Raw genomic sequence first — 17242 nt, 5'->3', positions numbered from 1 at the left:
GCACCGTCACTGTCCGCGCATGAACAGGCGGTCGAGATCGGAGAGCGTCAACTGATACCACGTTGGACGCCCGTGGTTGCATTGATCGGCGCGCTCGGTGGCTTCCATTTGACGCAGCAGCGCGTTCATTTCGTCGAGCGTGAGACGCCGGTTCGCGCGCACCGCATGATGACAGGCGAGCGTGCCGAGCAGTTCATGCTGACGCTCGGTTAAAACCCGCGAGCCGCCGTAAGCATGCAGATCGGACAGCACCGCGCGCGCCAACGCCTGAAGGTCGGCGTCTTTCAGCAGCGCCGGCACGGCGCGGATGGCGAGCGTGGTCGGCGACAGCACGGCAAGATCGAAGCCGAGCGCGTCGAGCGTATCGCGCTCTTCTTCCACCGTGCCGATTTCGACGGGATCGGCTTGCATCGTCTGCGGAATCAGCAACGGCTGCACGGCAATGGTCCGATCGGCCAGCGCGTTCTTGAACTGCTCATACAGGATGCGCTCGTGCGCGGCGTGCATATCGACGATCACGAGTCCGTGCCCGTTCTGTGCAAGCACGTAGATGCCGTGAATCTGGCCGAGCGCGAAGCCGAGCGGCTGGTCGTCGGCGGCGTTGAAAGCGGGGGGCGCATAGGGCGCCGACGCGTTGTACGGCGACGGGCCTTCTGCGGCCGAATCGCGTGCTTCGAACAGCGTCGCGCCTTGCGCAGTTCCAGCGCTGCCGTCCTTGCGGCCGAACAACGCGTCGTAGAACGCGAGCGGTTGCGCGACCGGCAGCGTGCCCTGCGTCATGCGCGACTGACGCATCCACGTATTGCCGGCTTGGGACGAGTTGAAGCCGCCGCCCGCCGAGCCCGGCGTGGCGTTCGAACCGAAGGCGCCCGCAACGCTCGCTGCACCTGAAGCGCGGAACCCTGTACCGGTGACATCGCCCGGCAACGCTCCGAACGAAACCGCTCCGTCCGCCGACGCTTGCAGATGCGCCGCGTGCCCGCCAGCGGTGGTCTCGGGCGATGCGCCCGCATGGCGCGCCAGCGCGCGCTGCACCGCGTGGAAAACGAACTGGTGAATCGAGTGCGAATCGCGGAATCGCACTTCGATCTTCGACGGATGCACGTTCACGTCCACCGCTTCGGGCGGCAAATCGAGAAACAGCACATACGACGGATAACGGTCGCCATGCAGCACGTCTTCATAAGCGGCGCGCACTGCGTGCGTAAGCAGCTTGTCCCGCACGAAACGGCCATTGACGAAGAAATACTGCTGATCGGAGCGACCACGGCTCGCAGTCGGCAGACCCGCGCAACCGTAGACAGCGAGCGGGCCGGCGGATTCGTCGAGCGGCAGATGCGCCGTCGCGAAGGTTTCGCCGAGTATCTTCGCAACCCGCACCGGCGGCTCGCTTGCGTTCCAATGCTCAACCGCCTTGCCGTTGTGCAGCACCGAAATGGCGACGTCCGGTCGCGCCAGCGCGGCACGGCGAATCTGTTCCAGACAATGGCCGAGTTCGGTCTGTTCGCTTTTCAGGAATTTGCGGCGCGCCGGTGTGTTGAAATACAACTCGCGCACTTCGATGGTGGTGCCTTGCGTGCCCGCAGCGGGGCTCAGCACGCCGGTTTGCGCATCGACGCGTACTGCATGCGGCGCATCGGCGGTGCGGCTCGTGATGGTCATCTGCGCGACCGACGCAATCGAGGCGAGCGCCTCGCCGCGAAACCCGAGCGTCGCGACCGCTTCGAGTTCGGCAAGCGAGCGGATTTTGCTGGTTGCGTGGCGCATCAATGCGAGCGCCAACTCGTTCTCGGGAATGCCGCAGCCGTCGTCGGTGATGGAAATACGTTTGGCGCCGCCTTCGTCCAGCATGATGCGCAGCGTCTGCGCACCTGCGTCGAGCGCGTTTTCCAGCAACTCCTTGACGACCGATGCGGGCCGCTCGACCACTTCGCCGGCGGCAATCTGGCTGATGAGCTGATCGGGCAGCGGCTGAATCGCGCGCAGCGGGCGCTGAGCCGGTGTGGCGGCAGCAGCGGCTGTCGCGTCGGCGCGGGCAGGCGTTTCGGAGAATTCTGACATAGCGAAATTATAGCCATTCGGCGCGGCGGCCCTGGAATGGCGGAAAGATGCGGGAGATTTTTGAAGCCCACCCGGGCACTTTCTGTATCATGACGCGGTCAATTTGCGACTGCGAGCGAACGCTCACGGCCATCGCCCCCGGGTCTGCTGCCGATCTTCCCGCCACGCCCACTCTCGTTTGATAAAGGACGCTTTTTGGACACGCTGCTACATCTAGCCAACCTTGTGCTGCACATCGACAAGTTCCTGGGAGAATTCATCCACGTGTACGGCGCCTGGGTCTATGCGGTGCTGTTCGTGATCGTGTTCTGCGAAACCGGACTCGTGGTTCTGCCGTTTTTGCCGGGCGATTCATTGCTGTTCATCGGCGGGGCATTCTGCGCGTCTGGGCAGATGAGTCTCGGTCTGCTGATCGTGCTGCTGTTCGTCGCGGCAACCACGGGCAATACCGTCAACTATATGGTCGGGCGAGCCATTGGGCCGAAGGTTTTCAATTCGCATATTCCATTGCTCGAGCGTTTTCTCGATCGGCGCGCGTTGCAGAAAACGCATGACTTCTACGAGAAGCATGGCGGCAAAACCATCGTACTCGCGCGCTTTATCCCCGTTGTGCGCACGTTTGCGCCGTTTGTCGCGGGTGCTTCGGAGATGACGGTTAGCCGGTTCCAGCTTTTCAATGTCGCCGGCGCGCTGTTGTGGGTGTTACTGCTCGTTCTGCTTGGCTATTTTTTCGGCAATATTCCGTTCATCCGCCAGTATCTGAATGTGATCGTGCTGGTCGGCATTGGCGCGGCGATCGTGCCGGTCGTGCTCGGCGCGCTCTGGAAGATGATGCGCAAGAACGCGTCGAAGCTAGGCTAACGTCGCGTTGCGCAGTCAGTCTGCTGAGGTTGTGCGCATGAATAAAAAACGGCGTCGCGGAAATCGCGACGCCGTTTTATTTTTGCCGATGTGTCCGCTCGCGCTCAGGTCACTGCACGCGGTGCGAGCGGGGTTTCGGGTGTCGGATAACCGGCCTCCCGGAACGTCTGAATGATCGCCCGGTTGGTGTCGAAGTAGACTTGCCAGTAGTGTTCATTGTGCGCGTAAGGTCGCACGCAAAGCAGCGGTCCTTCGGGCGTGAAGCTCAGCACTTCCACATCGGGCGCGGGACTTTCCGCGACGTTCGGTATATCCGCGATGGCGGCCTTCAGCCGGTTCATCGCATCGGTCGCGTCGACGCCGTTCGCGATCTTCGCTGTCAACTCAACGCGCCGCACAGGCAACACGCTGTAATTGGAAATCGTGTCGGCGAAGATCTTGTTGTTGCCGACGATGGTCGTCACGTTATCCGGAGTGACGATGGTCGTGCCGAACAAACCCAGTTCCGAAACAGTGCCGGTGACGCCACCCGCCGTGACAAAGTCGCCTACCTTGAACGGCCGCAACACCTGCATGAAGATGCCGGCCGCGAAGTGTGCGAGCAGCCCGCCCCACGCTGTACCGATCGCGAGGCCGAGGCCCGCGAGGAGCGCCGCGAATGAAGTCGTCTGAACACCGAACACCTGCAAGATTGCGAGGATCAGAAGCAGGTTCAATAGCACGCCGAGAATCGAGCCGAGGTAATGCGCGAGCGTGGGGTCGACGCGGCTGTTGCGCGTTAGCATTGCACGCAGCAAGCGTGTAACGAGTCCAATGACCCAGCGCCCGACGACCCACAAGACGATCGCGCCAAGTACCTTCACGCCGAGGTCGATGCCCCGGGTCATCATAAAAACGCGTACGGTTTCCAAATCCAAGATGTTCCTCAATCGGTGAACTTCGTTTGGCTGATTCACGACGTGACGCGATAAAGCGGCGAATGCCGGCACGGGCGCTAACTGATAATTCGTGGTCTTGGGAAGTTATAGGTGAAGGCGCGCGGGTCCGCAAGGACCGTTCCCGCGCTGCTTCGTACTCGCGGTACGCCGTTCACATAGGCAGATGCGAGTCGGAGTAGGGTGATGTCGGGATAACGAGCGTCTTGCCCGAGCGCGCTTTCGCGGGTCGATTCCGGCCGCCGAAGCTGCGCCAGACAAGTGCGGCAACGATCGCGAGCGCGTACGCGGCGCTGCGCACAAAAAACGCTGACGGCGTGCTGAACTGGCCGTAGCGCGTTCGGGCGTCGGCGAAGACGAGAAAGGTGAGAGCCGCATCTAGCAGAACAGCGGCGAGCGCCAGCGCGGTAAACACATAGGAGCCGTTTAACGCCGCGCCCGGGATCAGGCGGTTGCATAGATGGCACGCGATAAGCACGATGGCCAGCAACGCAAAATTCGAGACGAGATCGAACAAAAAATTGGTCATATCGATGGAATGAAGGCGCCGCAGGTTGCGGTGTTGCGAGGGCGTCTGGATCCGCTGGTTCGCAGCGCATCACCAGACGGCGGCGATCATTGCACGTCTTTATGTCTCAATAAATGCTCACGGTTGGCAGTCCGTAGTGTTGTCGGAACGCGCGAAGCTTGGCGTGCGAAAAGACTGAGCGCATGACGAGAAATCGCAGGGAATCGTGTAGGTAGTTTCGCCTTCGACTTCGCCTTGCGCTTGTTCTTGGGGGAGACTGTTGCGAAGACGCTGGAGCGCGCGCCGCAGAGAGAAACTGCGACACAAAAGAAAAGGGCTTACGACGCTGACGCGTGTAAGCCCTTGAATCTTTTGGTAGGCCGTACGGGATTCGAACCTGTGACCAACGGATTAAAAGTCCGCTGCTCTACCAGCTGAGCTAACGACCCAAAAGAGAAGCGAAATTATAGCGATAGCCCCAAGGGGCTGTCAACCCGTTCTGCGCAGTCCGTTACGGACGATTTGCGCAGTTCAGATAGTGAAAAGCCCGGGGATGAAGACCCCGGGCTTTCCAGCGAGAGGCGCGCGTGACCATCTTTTCTGTCCTTCGCGGACACTGCGCGTTACTGCCAACTACTCGACACTACTACGACTACTTGATCTGCGACAGCTTGCTTTGCGCCGATTGCGCAACGTCCGAACCGGCATATTGCGCGACGATCTGCTCGAGTGTCTTCTTGGCCGCAGCCTTCTGGCCTTGTTCGAGCTGATTGTTCGCGATTGCCATCAATGCCTCGGGCGCGCGCGGATGCTGCGGGTAGTTCTTCACGACACCTTGCCAAGTCGCCGTCGAGCCCTTGTAATCGCGCAGCGCATACAGCGCGTTGCCGAGCCAGTACTGCGCGGTCGGCTGATAGGGGCTGTTCGGATACTTGGCGATGAAACTGCGGAACGACGCCGCCGCATTCTTGAAGTCGCCGTTGCGAAACTGCTGTGAAGCCGCATTGAACGAATCCGTTTCGCCCGGCTGAACCTCGCCCTGAACGCCATCCACCGTTTGTTGCTGCGGCTCGAATTTCTTCAGGCGCGTGTCCAGATCGGTGTAGTAGTCCTTCTGCTGTTTTTGCAGCGTGGCGAGCTGATTGGCCATGTCCTCGTTCTGCCCGCGCAGCGTCGCGACCTGTTGATTCATCTGGTCGAGACGGTTGGACTGATCGAGGATCGTGCGCTGCGCCGCCGACAACTGACTCGACAGGCTGTCGGTCTTCGCCCGAAGATCGAGAATGGCCTGGCGGGCCTGATCGTCGTCGAAGATGCCGGCGTGCGCCGGCACAGCCGCGAGGACCGTGCCCGCGACGCAGGCCGCTGCGGCAAATCGCAGCCAGAAGAAACGATGCGTCATTCGGCTCATCACCCGTTACTTACTGTTGGTACACGAGGTCGGCGCGGCGGTTTTGTGCCCACGACGATTCGTCATGACCGGTAGCTTGCGGCTTTTCCTTGCCGAGGCTCACGGCTTCCATTTGCGAGTCGGTCACGCCCATCAGCGACAGCGAACGACGCACGGCTTCAGCACGCTTCTGGCCCAGTGCCAGGTTGTACTCGCTCGTGCCGCGCTCGTCGGTGTTGCCCTGGATCAGCACGTGGCGTTGCGGATGGCTCTTCAGGTACTGCGCGTGTTGTTGCAGCAGCGACTGATAGTCGTCCTTCACCGAGTAGCTGTCGAAGTCGAAGTAGATGCTGCGCTTCGCGAGCGGGCTGTTCGGATCGTTCAGCGGGTCGACGTTCACTTGCGCGACATCGTTCGGATTCGGCTGCGTCGAGACGGCGCCGCCCTTGTTTGCGTTTTCGTCGAGCTTGACGCCCGAGTGACATGCGGCCAACACACCGACCATGAGGACTGCAAATGCGAAGCGAAGTTTGGACATCATTTTTTACTCTCCTTGTGTTATTGCATCAACGTTATTGCATGAAAGGGCCCCAGGACGGCTCGCGTACGCTGCCGCCTTGCACTGACAGGACCTGCCGGGTGCGACCGTCGGTCGAAACCGCAGCCAATACGCCACGGCCGTTGACCTGAGTGGCGTAAAGAATGTACTGACCGTTCGCCGCGAAACTCGGCGATTCGTCATGTGTCGTGTCCGTCAGGCCCGTGGCTGTTCCGCCTTGCAGGTCCTGGATATACAGCTTGAAGCCGCCGCCGACGCGCGAAATATACGCGAGCTGCTTGCCGTCCGGGCTCACGCGCGGGCTCGTGTTGTAGCTGCCGGTGAAGGTCACGCGCTGTGCCGCGCCGGCGCTTTCGCCCTGCGCCGACATCTTGTAGATCTGCGGCTGGCCGCCACGGTCGCTGGTGAAATAGATCGTCTGGCCGTCGGGCGAGAAGGTCGGCTCGGTGTCGATCGAGCTGCCTTGCGTGAGACGGCGCATGCCGGTGCCGTCCGCATTGACCGCGAAGATTTGCGTGTTGCCGGTGCGCGAGAGCGCCACGGCGAGCGTGCGCCCATCCGGCGACCATGCCGGCGCGCTGTTATTGCCCTTCTGATCCGACACGACAATGCGGCGGCCCGTGGGCAGATCGTGGATGTAGACGATCGGCTTCTTCTTCTCAAACGAAACGTATGCGACCTTCGTGCCGTCAGGCGACCATGCCGGCGAGATGATCGGCTCGGGACTTGAAAGCGCAATGTGCGCGTCCTGACCGTCCGAATCGGAAATCTGCAACTGATAACGGTTGCCGGTCTTGATCACATACGACAGCCGCGTGGCAAACACGCCGCGCCCGCCCATCAATTTGGCGTAGATGTAGTCGGCCACCTTGTGCGCGCTCATACGCAGGCCGCTTTCCGGGCTCACTAGCACGAGGCCACCGAGGCTTTCGCCCTTGACGGTGTCGTACAGCTTGAAGCGCACTTCGTACTGGCCGTTCGGCAGGCGGTTCACGCTGCCGGCCACGAACGCATTCGCGCCCTTGGCCTTCCAGCTACCGAGGTCGACCGAAGCCGTTTCGGGAACCGGAGCCGAGCCTGCGTCGATATTGGTAAATTTGCCGCTGCGTTGCAGGTCCTGACGCACGATGGTGCTGACCTGTTGCGGCGAGTTCGCTTCATTGGCGAAGTTCGCCGTTGCGATCGGAAACTGGGTGGACCCGACGCCCGTCACGAGGACGTTGAGTTGTGCGTTGGCGGCGCCGCCGACGGCGATCAGGCACGACGCTACAAGTGTCCGCAGGCCTAGCTTGGTCATCAAACTCATGCTGTATGGATTCCCCAAAAACGGTTTTACTAAAGCTTCGCAACAGCAGACAGACCGGAAAAGAACTAATTCGTTCCCGAGTGAGCCGCGCCGGGTGGGGCGCCGCGTCTGCTGTCACCTTACTGTCAGGCTGCCATCAACCTGCCGGCCGCAACGTGATTCTAAAGTTTGGCGGCGTCTTGCCATCGATATCCTGAGGCATTGGGTCTGAGCGCTGAACGGCCCGAAGCGCAGCGTCGTCCCACGCCGAGTTGCCGCTGCTGTGCGCGATGGTCGCGCTCAACAGCGTGCCCGTCGGCGAACAACGAACGGCGATCACGGTTTCGAGACCCTCCGTTTCGCCACCCCAGGAAATGTTTGGCCGCACCACGCGACGCACCTTGTCGGCGTACCCCGGCGATGCCGCATTACCGCCCGAGCCGCTGCCGGTGCCGCTCTTGCCAAGGCCATTGCCGGTCGAGCCCGGAGGCCCCGCCATGCCTTGCATCTGCGCGAGGCGCGCGCGGCGTTCGGCGTCGACCTTCTTGGCCTGCGCCGCGGCTTCGGCTTGCGCTTTGGCCTTCGCTGCCTTCTGGGCGTCCGCCTTTTTCTGCGCTTCGGCTTCGGCCTGCTTCTGTTCCTCTTGCTGTTCCTTCAACTGCTGCTTTTGCTGCTCGGCCAGTTGCTGCTGCTTGAGCTTTTCCGCCTGCTGCTGTTGTTGCTTTTGCTTCGCGGCTGCGGCTTTCTGAGCAGCCAGTTGCGCCGCCTGTTCGGCCAGTTGCTGCTGACGTTTCGCCTCGGCCTCCTGCTGAGCCTGCAGCTTCTGCTGACGTTGCTGTTCCGCAAGTTGCGCCTGACGAGCCGCTTCCTGTTGCTTGCGTTTCTTCTCCTGCAGCGCGATGTCGGCCTGTTCATCCGGCACCGGTGGGGCAGGCGCGACGGGCGCGGGCGGCGGCGGAGCCACGCGCGGGATCGCGCTGTCCGGCACTTCAGTCCACAGTTCCGCTTCGGCGCCTTCGGGCGTGCTGTTTTGCCACTGAATGCCGTGATACAGGAAGAACCCAAGCAGCGCGTGCATCGCCAGAGCGAACACAAAGGCTCGCCCGGTTCCGCGTTCACGCGGTGGCTGGAGCGGGTATTCGGTGTTCTTGCGGATCATTGCGATTTGACGAGCAATCCAACGCGCTTGACGCCCCGTGCTTTCAACTCGGACATCACGTTCATCACGGCTTCGTACTTGACGGTCTTGTCGGCGGCGATCACGACGGGCTGATCAGGATGCGACTGCGCACGGTCCGCGATGAATCCGTTGAGGCCGGCTTTCGTCATGTCCTCCTGCTGCTGCGCGCCGGAGTCGTCCTTGTATTTGACGCTCATGTTGCCGTCCGCACGAATGTTCACGATCACGGGCGGGGTTTGTTGCTGCGGCGCTGCACCGCCGACGGTCGGCAGATTGACGATGGACGGCGCGACGAGCGGCGCTGTCACCATGAAGATGACGAGCAGCACGAGCATCACGTCGATATACGGCACGACGTTGATGTCGGACATCGCGCGGCGCGAGCGGCCGCCGCGCATGCTGGAGGAGCGAGAGCCTGCCATCGTGGACTCCTTAGTGCGCCTGGCGCTGCAAGATGTTCGAGAACTCTTCGATGAAGGTCTCGAAGCGGATCGCCAGACGGTCGATGTCGTGTGCGTAGCGGTTGTACGCGACCACGGCCGGGATCGCGGCGAACAGGCCGATCGCGGTTGCGGTCAGCGCCTCGGCAATGCCCGGCGCGACGTTCGCAAGCGTGGCCTGCTGCACGTTGGCGAGTCCGCGGAACGCATTCATGATCCCCCACACGGTGCCGAACAGCCCGATATACGGGCTGACTGAACCGACCGACGCGAGGAACGCGAGGTTCGCCTCCAGCACGTCCATTTCACGCTGAAACGCGGCACGCATCGCACGCCGCGCGCCGTCGAGAATTGCGCCCGGATCGTTCAGGCGTTTTTCCTTGCCTTTGAGGAATTCGCGCATGCCGGATTCGAAAATCCGCTCCAGTGCACCGATGGTGTGACGGTTGTTGGCCGCGCTTTGATAGAGCGCCTGCAGGTCGCCGCCGGACCAGAAATCGCGTTCGAAACGCTCAGTTTGCGCGCGGGCGCGGCGGATCGCAAACCACTTGCGGAAGATGAAAGTCCACGACAACAGCGACAACAACAACAGGAGCGCCATGACGGCCTGCGCCAGCAGGCTCGCATTGAGTACGAGAGAAACGATCGACAGATCTTGTGTAGTGTTCATAAAGGTTCGTTTTATCGTCCCGAAAGGGGCGTCCGGCTTTGCAAGGCCATACGAAGCTTGCCGTGAGCAAAACGGAAGCATCGGCGGTGCTGCAAGCCGAACCATGCTTTTGTGCTGCTTGATCGATGCGAGTTCACTGGCCCCGTAACAACGAGAGTCAGCATGCGTTCGTTGACACGCCGCCGTCGCTCACGCATGGTCCACGCCGCAGGGCGGCCAGAACCGATGGCGGGATTGCGGCGGGGCGCAGCGCTGTACGCTCGACGCAGCCGACCCGGATCGAGCCGGTAGCAAGCAACGTGCCGTCGCGCCACGCTTCCTGCGCGAAGTCCACGGACGCTCTGCCGAGCCGCTCGATCCGGCTCACCACCTTGACGACGTCATCGAGCCGCGCGGGCGCCCGATAGTCGACCGCGGTGCTGCGGACGATGAAGATCGCGCCCGTTTCATCGGCGAGCCGGTTCTGGTCGATCCCGCACGCGCGCAGCCATTCGGTGCGCGCGCGTTCAAAAAACTTCAGATAGTTCGCGTAAAACACGATGCCGCCGGCGTCGGTATCTTCGTAGTACACGCGGATGCCCCACGTGTGGCCGATTTCCGTGCCTGGCTGGCTGGTCGACATATTCATGCGGCGCATTTTACCGGAACGCACACCGCGAGGTCTGTTTCAAGATGTGCGCGCCGTTTGGCGGGCCTTTAGCCGCGATGAATGGTCAAACCGGCGAACGATTGCGCCACCGGCATCAGTTCGATCGTGTTGATGTTGACGTGAGCCGGGCGAGTGGCGATCCAGTAGATCGAATCGGCGATATCTTCGGCCGTCAGCGGCTGGACGTTTTCGTAGACCTTGCCGGCTTTTTCGTCGTCGCCCCGAAAGCGCACGTTCGAAAACTCCGTGCCGCCGCACAGGCCCGGCTCGATGTCGGTCACGCGAAGCGCGGTGCCCGCCAGGTCCGCGCGCAGATTCAGGCTGAACTGGCGCACGAACGCCTTGGTGGCGCCGTAGACGTTACCGCCCGCATAAGGCCAGCGGCCGGCGGCCGATCCGAGGTTAAAAATATGGCCGCGCTTGCGCTCCACCATGCCGGGCAACAACGCATGTGTGACCTGGACGAGGCCGGTGCAGTTGGTTTCGATCATCGTCTGCCATTCGTCGACGCTGGCCTGATGCGCCGGCTCGACGCCGAGTGCGAGGCCGGCGTTGTTCACGAGCACGTCGATGGCGGCGAATCCGGCGGGCAAGGCTGCCGGAACCGCCTCCACGGCCGCGCGGTCCCGGACGTCGAGTTCGTACGGCAGAAGCGCGTCGCCGAGTTCGTCCGCGAGCGCCTCGAGGCGGTCTTTGCGGCGGGCGGTGGCGACGACGCGATGGCCGCCCTTAACGAAGGCGCGAGCGATGGCGGCGCCGAATCCTGCGGACGCCCCGGTGACGAACACGATCATTGCAGTTCCCTGGTCGGTAGGAGAGAAAGGCCGCAAGCCTACTTCCAATGCGGCGCTGCGGCAAGGATAGACGAGCCGGGTCGGTTGCGTCGTGTGACGCGCGCAGCCGCCTTCCTGCGGGCTTTTGCGGCTCGGCTCGGCACTCGACTGCGCGCCGTGGATCGCCTCCCCGCTCGCGCCCCGCGCGGCGGCGCAAACGCGGTTGCCTATTCGATCCTCTTCCAATAAACTAACGCGCTCATCCCTGCGTGACTGGCGATAGAACCGATCCAACCAATCGGGTTCAAGGTGGAAAAACCCACCGTGAAGCGCAGGGTGCCGTTTTGCCGTTCGCCTGGGCAGCCGTGAACCGCGCGCATCGATTTGCGCTGACGGTGGCTGTCCTGCCTCGCGTGTGCGGCGATTCTCCCTCCGCCACGTCAGGGCTGGCCCAGCCGCCAGCAGCGCCGCGTACCCTCTACGCAAAATTCGGCGCACGATCCGGTCAACCTGAACACACTCAACGGAATCCGTATGTTTGACAGAGCCCAAAGCACCATCGCCAACGTCGACCCTGAACTCTGGAAGGTGATCGAGCAGGAAAACCGCCGTCAGGAAGAGCACATCGAATTGATCGCGTCGGAAAACTACACGAGCCCCGCTGTGATGGCTGCGCAAGGCTCGCAACTCACGAACAAGTACGCCGAAGGGTATCCGGGCAAGCGCTACTACGGCGGCTGCGAATATGTCGACGTGGCGGAGCAACTGGCCATCGACCGGGTGAAGCAGCTGTTCGGCGCGGAAGCTGCCAACGTACAGCCGAACTCGGGCTCGCAGGCAAACCAGGGCGTGTTCTTCGCGATGCTCAAGCCGGGCGACACGATCATGGGCATGAGCCTCGCGCACGGCGGCCACCTGACTCACGGATCGCCCGTCAACATGTCGGGCAAGTGGTTCAACGTGGTGAGCTACGGCCTGAACGAAGCTGAAGACATCGACTACGACGCTGCCGAAAAGCTCGCGCAGGAACACAAGCCGAAGCTGATCGTTGCTGGCGCGTCCGCATTCGCGCTGCGCATCGACTTCGAACGTATGTCCCGAATCGCGAAGTCGGTCGGCGCGTACTTCATGGTCGATATGGCGCACTACGCGGGGCTGATTGCGGCGGGCGTGTATCCGAACCCGGTGCCGCACGCGGATTTCGTCACCACTACCACGCACAAGAGCCTGCGCGGCCCGCGCGGCGGCGTGATTCTGATGAAGGCCGAATTCGAAAAGCAGATCAACTCGGCAATCTTCCCGGGCATTCAAGGTGGCCCGCTGATGCACGTGATCGCCGGTAAGGCCGTTGCGTTCAAGGAAGCGCTGTCGCCGGAATTCAAGGCTTACCAGCAACAGGTCGTCGAAAATGCCCGTGTGCTGGCGGAAACGCTGGTCAAGCGCGGTCTGCGCATTGTCTCCGGCCGTACCGAAAGCCACGTAATGCTGGTCGACCTGCGCGCGAAGAAGATTACCGGCAAGGCCGCGGAGGCCGCGCTGGGCGCCGCTCACATCACGGTCAACAAGAACGCGATTCCGAACGACCCGGAAAAGCCGTTCGTGACAAGCGGCATCCGTCTCGGCTCGCCGGCTATGACTACGCGTGGCTTCGGCGTCAAGGAAGCAGAGCAGGTGGGCAATCTGATTGCCGACGTGCTCGAAAACCCGGAAGACACAGCCACGATCGAACGTGTGCGCGGGCAAGTTGCCGAGTTGACGCAGCGTTTCCCGGTCTACCGCTAAGCCGCCATGCATTGCCCTTTCTGCCGTCACGCCGATACGCAGGTCGTCGACTCGCGTGTCTCCGAAGACGGCGCGACGATTCGCCGGCGCCGCCGCTGCCCGGCCTGCGACAAACGTTTCACGACGTATGAGCGGGTCGAGCTGGCGTTGCCGTCGGTCGTCAAGAAAGATGGCAGCCGTACCGAGTTCGACCGCCGCAAAATTGTCGCGAGCATGCAACTGGCGCTGCGCAAGCGCCCGGTTGCAGCGGACGCGATCGACGCCGCCGTCGCCCGAATCGAATATCAACTGCTCGGCAGCGGCGAGCGCGAAGTGCGCAGCGAGCGCCTCGGCGAGCTCGTGATGAATGAGTTGCGCGCGCTCGACACGATTGCCTATGTTCGTTTTGCGTCTGTTTACCGGCGCTTCGAAGACGTCTCCGAATTTGAAGACGTGATCGAAGAGTTTCGCCGCGCCTCCTCTCCTCCGAAGCCTTCCCGCAAGCGCTGAGCGCGGACGCACCTCGCGTCGCGTCCGACTATTCGTGTTTTGCCGTGTGGCTCTACGTCTCTGCATTTGCCGCTCCGTTATGGTTCGTCGCGTGAATTCTTGCGCGCACTAGCGTCTGAATGCCACCTGGCCGTTCGGCCGATTGTCGAGTCGTCCGCGAATCGCTAGATTGTCTGCATTCTGTGAAAACATTCAGGGATGCAGATGAAACAGCATGCAATCGCTTCCCCGCCGCGCGGCGGATTTACGCTTGCCGAAACGCTCGTGGTGGTCGCGCTGCTGGCGGTGGTCGCGGTGATGGTGACCCCGTCGTTCGTAGCGTGGCATGTGCGGGATCAGGTCGACGCACGCGGCAAGGCGCTCGTGTCGACCTTCGCCTATGCACGCAGTGAAGCAGTGCGTCGCGGCGCTCGCGTTACCGTGTGCCGGACCGATGCGGCGCGGCACTGCCTTGCCGCCGGCCAACCGTGCGGCAATGGCGTGGCCGACTGGTCGTGCGGCTGGGCGGTACTGGCCGACCGCGCCGGCACCGTTACGCTGCTGCGCGCACATTCCTCGCTCCCCTCAGTGAGCATTGTCGGCACTCAGACGAACCTGACATTCACGCCACCCGCAGGCCAGTTGATCGGCACCTTCCGCAGCTTCGACATCGCACCGCGAGCGCCATCTAAAGCGACGCAGGGCAATAAGTGGCGGCGCTGTATTCGTATTGCCGCGGGCGGCCGCACGCGGATCGTTGAAGGCGGATGTGGAGCGGCGTCGTGAGGCCGTCGATCGGGTCATCTCCGGCGCAAACGCCGGCGCAACGCTGCTGCAGGCAGTGCAGCGGTAGCTCGTTGATCGAAGTGATGCTAGCCGTCACGGTGATGGCGGTAACGGCGCTCGGCCTGATTGCCGGGCAATTGTGGACAGCGCGTGAGGCCCGAGCGATGTCGATGCGCGAACAGGCCGCATGGATAGCCGATTCCGTCGCCGAAGCGATGTCTGCGCCATACGCCAACGAGGCCGCGCTCAGTGCATGGAGTGCACGAGCGGCGACCGTTTTGCCGCGGGGCGACGTGTCGGTCGTCGCAATAGATGGTGTGTCGGCGGCCCGGGTGACATGGGCGGCTTCGCATAACTCGCCGCGCGCCGACGACATGATCGACAAGCCCGAGCGTTGCGGCGCAGTCGATGCGCCCGTGGGCTTTTCATGCGTCGCGTTGGCGTTCGTCAAATGATGTCGCCTTGGCATCGTTCGCGCGGCCATACGCTGCTCGAGTTCGTGATCGCGGTTGCGTTGGGACTTCTGGTGACCGCAGCTGTGGTGTCGCTTTATACGACGCAACGCGCAGCCTTCGAACGCGCAAACAATGTGCTGCGTATCCGCGAAGCCGGCTTGACCGCGCTCACTATCGTTGGGCAGCAATTGCAGATGGCGGGGTTTGTCCCGGCCGACGCGGCGCAATATCACGCACCGGCGCCTTTGTTCGGCTGCTCGGGCGGCCATCCCGCAGGCACGGATGATAGCCGCTTGAGCTGCGAGACATTGCCTGGCAAGTCTGACGGCGTTGCGGTGCGGTACGTCGGCGACAGCGTGTCGACGTGGCCGTCATCGACGGGACAGACAACGGACTGTCTCGGACAAGCCGTGACAAACAACAGTGCGGCGCTTGGCGACCTGGGTGTGCCGGTGGTCAATCGCTTCTACGCCAAGGTGAGCAGTTCGACCGGCGAGCCGGAGCTTTACTGCGAAGGCAATGGCAAAACGGGCTCCGCGCAGCCGCTGGTTGAAGGCGTCGAACGCCTGCGGATCAGGTACTGGCTGGCCGGCGCGGCGAACGCAATCGACGCGTCGGCGGTGATGACTGATCAGTGGGCGAGCGTCCTCGCGGTCGATCTTTGCGTGCTCGTGCGCGGTGCGCCGCAAGGGCAGCGGTCGCGCTATATCGATTGCGACGGCATAAGCGGAATTGCGACCGACTTACATCCGCGGCAGGCATTCTGGCGGCGCGTCGCGCTGCGCAATTACGCGGAGGGCGTCTCGTGATCGACAGACAAAGCAGGGCGGCGTGCCGCTGCGTCGGTCTGGCACAGCGCGGCTGCACACAGCAATTGCTGGTGCCAGGCGGACAGGGGCGCGGCGCTTCACGCTTGGGTTGCCGTGCTTCACGCAGGCGCTGCCGCGGCGCCGTGCTGCCGATCGTTCTGCTGATTTCGGCGATGCTGTTGGCGACATCGGCGGCGTGGTTCGAGGCATCTATCGCGGCGGCGCGTAGCACCGTCAATGTGCGCGACTATTTGCAGGCATTCCACGCTGCCGATTCGGCATTGAGTTTATGCGCCCGCGGCGTCGTGGTCTCCACGGGTATAGGCGCGGTAGCAGTTCCGCCAGCCGCCCGCGAGCCGGCGCAATGGAAACTCGAAGCGGTGTTCGGAGGCGCGGCCGCGACACCTGTCGCCAGGTGGCCGGGGTCGGTGCGCGTTCCTCAATGCGTGGTCGAAGGATGGCGCCTCGCCGCTCGCCCTGACGCACGAGCGTATTTGATTACATCGCGCGGTTTTGGCGAGAAGGAGGAGTCGCAAGCATGGCTGCAGATGGAACTGGTGATCGACGACGGCGACAGGATCGAACGCCATTGGCGGCGCGTCGCTGCGCGGCCCTTTTGACGAGGCATGGATGAAAAGGCCGTACGTATCCGCATTCACCTTGCTCGAGCTGATGATCACGCTCGCGATAGTCGCGGTGCTGGCCGTGTTTGCCGTGCCCTCATATCGCAGCCACGTTGCCCGAACGCATCGCGTCGACGCGGCATCGGCGCTGTTTCGGGCAGCGCAATTCGTCGAGGGTGTGGCCAGCGACGGCATTGCCGCTCTGCCGCCGGGGCTCGATCAGGCTCCTCAATTCGGCTCGGCTGTTTATCGGCTGCGTGTTCTTGCGGCGGACGATGCTAACGGCGGCTATTCGATTGAAGCAGCACCTGACGAGTTGGGTCCGATGCGCGATGACGCTTGCGGCATTTTCACGCTCGACGCGACCGGCATGCGAAGTAACAAGAATGTCGCGGTTGGTTCGGCACCGCTCACCGCGCAATGCTGGGGCACGGGCTAGCAGGCAGCCAAAACCTGGCATGGTGCGGTGCGCTCAAAGACCGGCAGAAAACCACGAAACCACGAAGCACTGACCTCGAGTACCCTAAAACAGCACTTCATTCCTCATTGCCCGAATCTTTCGAACGACCGGACTCACTCTTGATCTGCTGCCACACGCGGTACGCTTCCCACGCGGCAAACGCCAAGCTGCCCCATTTCAGTGCGGGCTTGGCGCCGGAGGCAACGGTAGCGCGCAGCGGCTTGGCAAGAACCAGCGAGGCGATCGAGCTGACTAGCGGATATTGCTTGAGCAGAGCGCCAATTGTCCCGGCGTTGAGAAAGCTCGCCCTGGAACCGCTGCCCATGCGCAGCCCGCCCAGACCCGGCACAAGGAACCTGAGCCAACTGAAGTGCGTGACGGCCTCGCGCAATTCGATGGTTGCCTCGGCGAGTTCCATGCGCTCGACCTCGGCGCGCACGAGCAGCAATTCCTTGCGTAGCGCTCGCAGATGCGGCGCGCTAAGGTCTCTCGCCGGCTGGCGCAGGTTACGGAATGCGGAACTCGAGTGGCGCTGGTTCATGGCTTTT

The 17242-nt window shown here is 62.6% G+C and carries 20 protein-coding genes, 1 tRNA gene and 1 riboswitch; of the genes, 8 read left to right on the top strand and 13 right to left on the bottom strand.

Translation table 11 applies throughout. The features are described 5' to 3' along the window. Nucleotides 1–6: 6 nt before the first annotated feature. Nucleotides 7–2061 carry a DNA mismatch repair endonuclease MutL gene (gene mutL, locus F759_RS0108070; protein WP_027799397.1) on the bottom strand — a complete coding sequence of 685 codons (2055 nt, stop codon included), beginning with the start codon at nucleotides 2059–2061 and terminating at the stop codon, nucleotides 7–9. A 195-nt stretch (nucleotides 2062–2256) separates the two neighbouring features. On the opposite strand from mutL, the gene F759_RS0108065 reads away from it, so the two are divergent. Beyond that, complete coding sequence (locus tag F759_RS0108065; protein WP_027799396.1) at nucleotides 2257–2922, top strand: VTT domain-containing protein; 666 nt, start codon at nucleotides 2257–2259, stop codon at nucleotides 2920–2922. A 104-nt stretch (nucleotides 2923–3026) separates the two neighbouring features. On the opposite strand, the gene F759_RS0108060 is transcribed toward F759_RS0108065, so the two are convergent. The 11 genes from F759_RS0108060 to ydfG all read right to left on the bottom strand — a co-directional run bounded on the left by F759_RS0108060 (nucleotide 3027) and on the right by ydfG (nucleotide 11332). Further along, nucleotides 3027–3839, bottom strand: a complete 813-nt coding sequence (locus F759_RS0108060) for a mechanosensitive ion channel family protein (protein ID WP_027799395.1) — start codon at nucleotides 3837–3839, stop codon at nucleotides 3027–3029. 172 nt (nucleotides 3840–4011) lie between these two features. Further along, nucleotides 4012–4386, bottom strand: a complete 375-nt coding sequence (locus F759_RS0108055; RefSeq protein ID WP_027799394.1) for a hypothetical protein — start codon at nucleotides 4384–4386, stop codon at nucleotides 4012–4014. Between the two features lie 352 nt (nucleotides 4387–4738). Further along, nucleotides 4739–4814, bottom strand: a tRNA-Lys gene (locus F759_RS0108050). Nucleotides 4815–5017: 203 nt separating this feature from the next. After that, nucleotides 5018–5767 carry a tol-pal system protein YbgF gene (gene ybgF, locus F759_RS0108045; RefSeq protein WP_027799393.1) on the bottom strand — a complete coding sequence of 250 codons (750 nt, stop codon included), beginning with the start codon at nucleotides 5765–5767 and terminating at the stop codon, nucleotides 5018–5020. 19 nt (nucleotides 5768–5786) lie between these two features. After that, nucleotides 5787–6296: a peptidoglycan-associated lipoprotein Pal gene (gene pal, locus F759_RS0108040; protein WP_025601536.1), complete on the bottom strand. Its 510-nt coding sequence runs from the start codon at nucleotides 6294–6296 to the stop codon at nucleotides 5787–5789. A 31-nt stretch (nucleotides 6297–6327) separates the two neighbouring features. Next, complete coding sequence (gene tolB, locus F759_RS0108035; RefSeq protein WP_027799392.1) at nucleotides 6328–7620, bottom strand: Tol-Pal system beta propeller repeat protein TolB; 1293 nt, start codon at nucleotides 7618–7620, stop codon at nucleotides 6328–6330. 136 nt (nucleotides 7621–7756) lie between these two features. Further along, nucleotides 7757–8758, bottom strand: coding sequence for a cell envelope integrity protein TolA (gene tolA / locus F759_RS0108030; RefSeq protein WP_027799391.1), 1002 nt, complete (start codon nucleotides 8756–8758; stop codon nucleotides 7757–7759). Then, complete coding sequence (gene tolR, locus F759_RS0108025) at nucleotides 8755–9201, bottom strand: protein TolR (RefSeq protein WP_025601528.1); 447 nt, start codon at nucleotides 9199–9201, stop codon at nucleotides 8755–8757. The genes tolA and tolR overlap by 4 nt, the downstream gene beginning before the upstream one ends. A gap of 10 nt (nucleotides 9202–9211) precedes the next feature. Next, on the bottom strand, nucleotides 9212–9889 hold the full coding sequence (gene tolQ / locus F759_RS0108020; protein WP_006047860.1) for a protein TolQ: 678 nt from the start codon (nucleotides 9887–9889) through the stop codon (nucleotides 9212–9214). Nucleotides 9890–10046: 157 nt separating this feature from the next. Further along, nucleotides 10047–10526, bottom strand: a complete 480-nt coding sequence (gene ybgC, locus F759_RS0108015) for a tol-pal system-associated acyl-CoA thioesterase (RefSeq protein WP_027799390.1) — start codon at nucleotides 10524–10526, stop codon at nucleotides 10047–10049. A gap of 59 nt (nucleotides 10527–10585) precedes the next feature. Beyond that, the gene (ydfG, locus tag F759_RS0108010) at nucleotides 10586–11332 is read right to left on the bottom strand and encodes a bifunctional NADP-dependent 3-hydroxy acid dehydrogenase/3-hydroxypropionate dehydrogenase YdfG (RefSeq protein WP_027799389.1); all 747 of its coding nucleotides are present in this window, start codon (nucleotides 11330–11332) and stop codon (nucleotides 10586–10588) included. A 238-nt stretch (nucleotides 11333–11570) separates the two neighbouring features. Further along, nucleotides 11571–11679, top strand: a riboswitch (ZMP/ZTP riboswitch). Between the two features lie 166 nt (nucleotides 11680–11845). On the opposite strand from ydfG, the gene glyA reads away from it, so the two are divergent. The 7 genes from glyA to F759_RS0107975 all read left to right on the top strand — a co-directional run bounded on the left by glyA (nucleotide 11846) and on the right by F759_RS0107975 (nucleotide 16673). After that, nucleotides 11846–13093 carry a serine hydroxymethyltransferase gene (gene glyA, locus F759_RS0108005; protein WP_027799388.1) on the top strand — a complete coding sequence of 416 codons (1248 nt, stop codon included), beginning with the start codon at nucleotides 11846–11848 and terminating at the stop codon, nucleotides 13091–13093. A 6-nt stretch (nucleotides 13094–13099) separates the two neighbouring features. Next, the gene (nrdR, locus tag F759_RS0108000) at nucleotides 13100–13582 is read left to right on the top strand and encodes a transcriptional regulator NrdR (RefSeq protein ID WP_027799387.1); all 483 of its coding nucleotides are present in this window, start codon (nucleotides 13100–13102) and stop codon (nucleotides 13580–13582) included. Nucleotides 13583–13786: 204 nt separating this feature from the next. Beyond that, nucleotides 13787–14347: a GspH/FimT family pseudopilin gene (locus tag F759_RS0107995; RefSeq protein WP_027799386.1), complete on the top strand. Its 561-nt coding sequence runs from the start codon at nucleotides 13787–13789 to the stop codon at nucleotides 14345–14347. An 83-nt stretch (nucleotides 14348–14430) separates the two neighbouring features. Then, a complete protein-coding gene (locus F759_RS0107990) occupies nucleotides 14431–14802 on the top strand; it encodes a type IV pilus modification PilV family protein (protein WP_209440480.1) in 372 nt (123 codons plus the stop codon). Further along, complete coding sequence (locus F759_RS0107985; RefSeq protein WP_027799384.1) at nucleotides 14799–15611, top strand: type IV pilus assembly protein; 813 nt, start codon at nucleotides 14799–14801, stop codon at nucleotides 15609–15611. Before F759_RS0107990 ends, F759_RS0107985 begins: the two co-directional genes overlap by 4 nt. A 173-nt stretch (nucleotides 15612–15784) precedes the next feature. Beyond that, on the top strand, nucleotides 15785–16231 hold the full coding sequence (locus F759_RS0107980) for a pilus assembly PilX family protein (protein WP_209440479.1): 447 nt from the start codon (nucleotides 15785–15787) through the stop codon (nucleotides 16229–16231). Nucleotides 16232–16241: 10 nt separating this feature from the next. Then, nucleotides 16242–16673: a type IV pilin protein gene (locus tag F759_RS0107975; RefSeq protein ID WP_027799382.1), complete on the top strand. Its 432-nt coding sequence runs from the start codon at nucleotides 16242–16244 to the stop codon at nucleotides 16671–16673. Between the two features lie 97 nt (nucleotides 16674–16770). Here the strand turns inward: F759_RS0107975 and F759_RS0107970 are convergent, their stop codons facing one another. After that, nucleotides 16771–17235 carry a DUF3318 domain-containing protein gene (locus F759_RS0107970; protein ID WP_027799381.1) on the bottom strand — a complete coding sequence of 155 codons (465 nt, stop codon included), beginning with the start codon at nucleotides 17233–17235 and terminating at the stop codon, nucleotides 16771–16773. Nucleotides 17236–17242 lie beyond the last annotated feature (7 nt).

This window comes from Paraburkholderia dilworthii (genome assembly GCF_000472525.1).
Lineage (GTDB): Bacteria > Pseudomonadota > Gammaproteobacteria > Burkholderiales > Burkholderiaceae > Paraburkholderia > Paraburkholderia dilworthii.
Note: the sequence above shows the minus strand (reverse complement) of the source record. Positions and strands in the feature narration are given on the sequence as shown.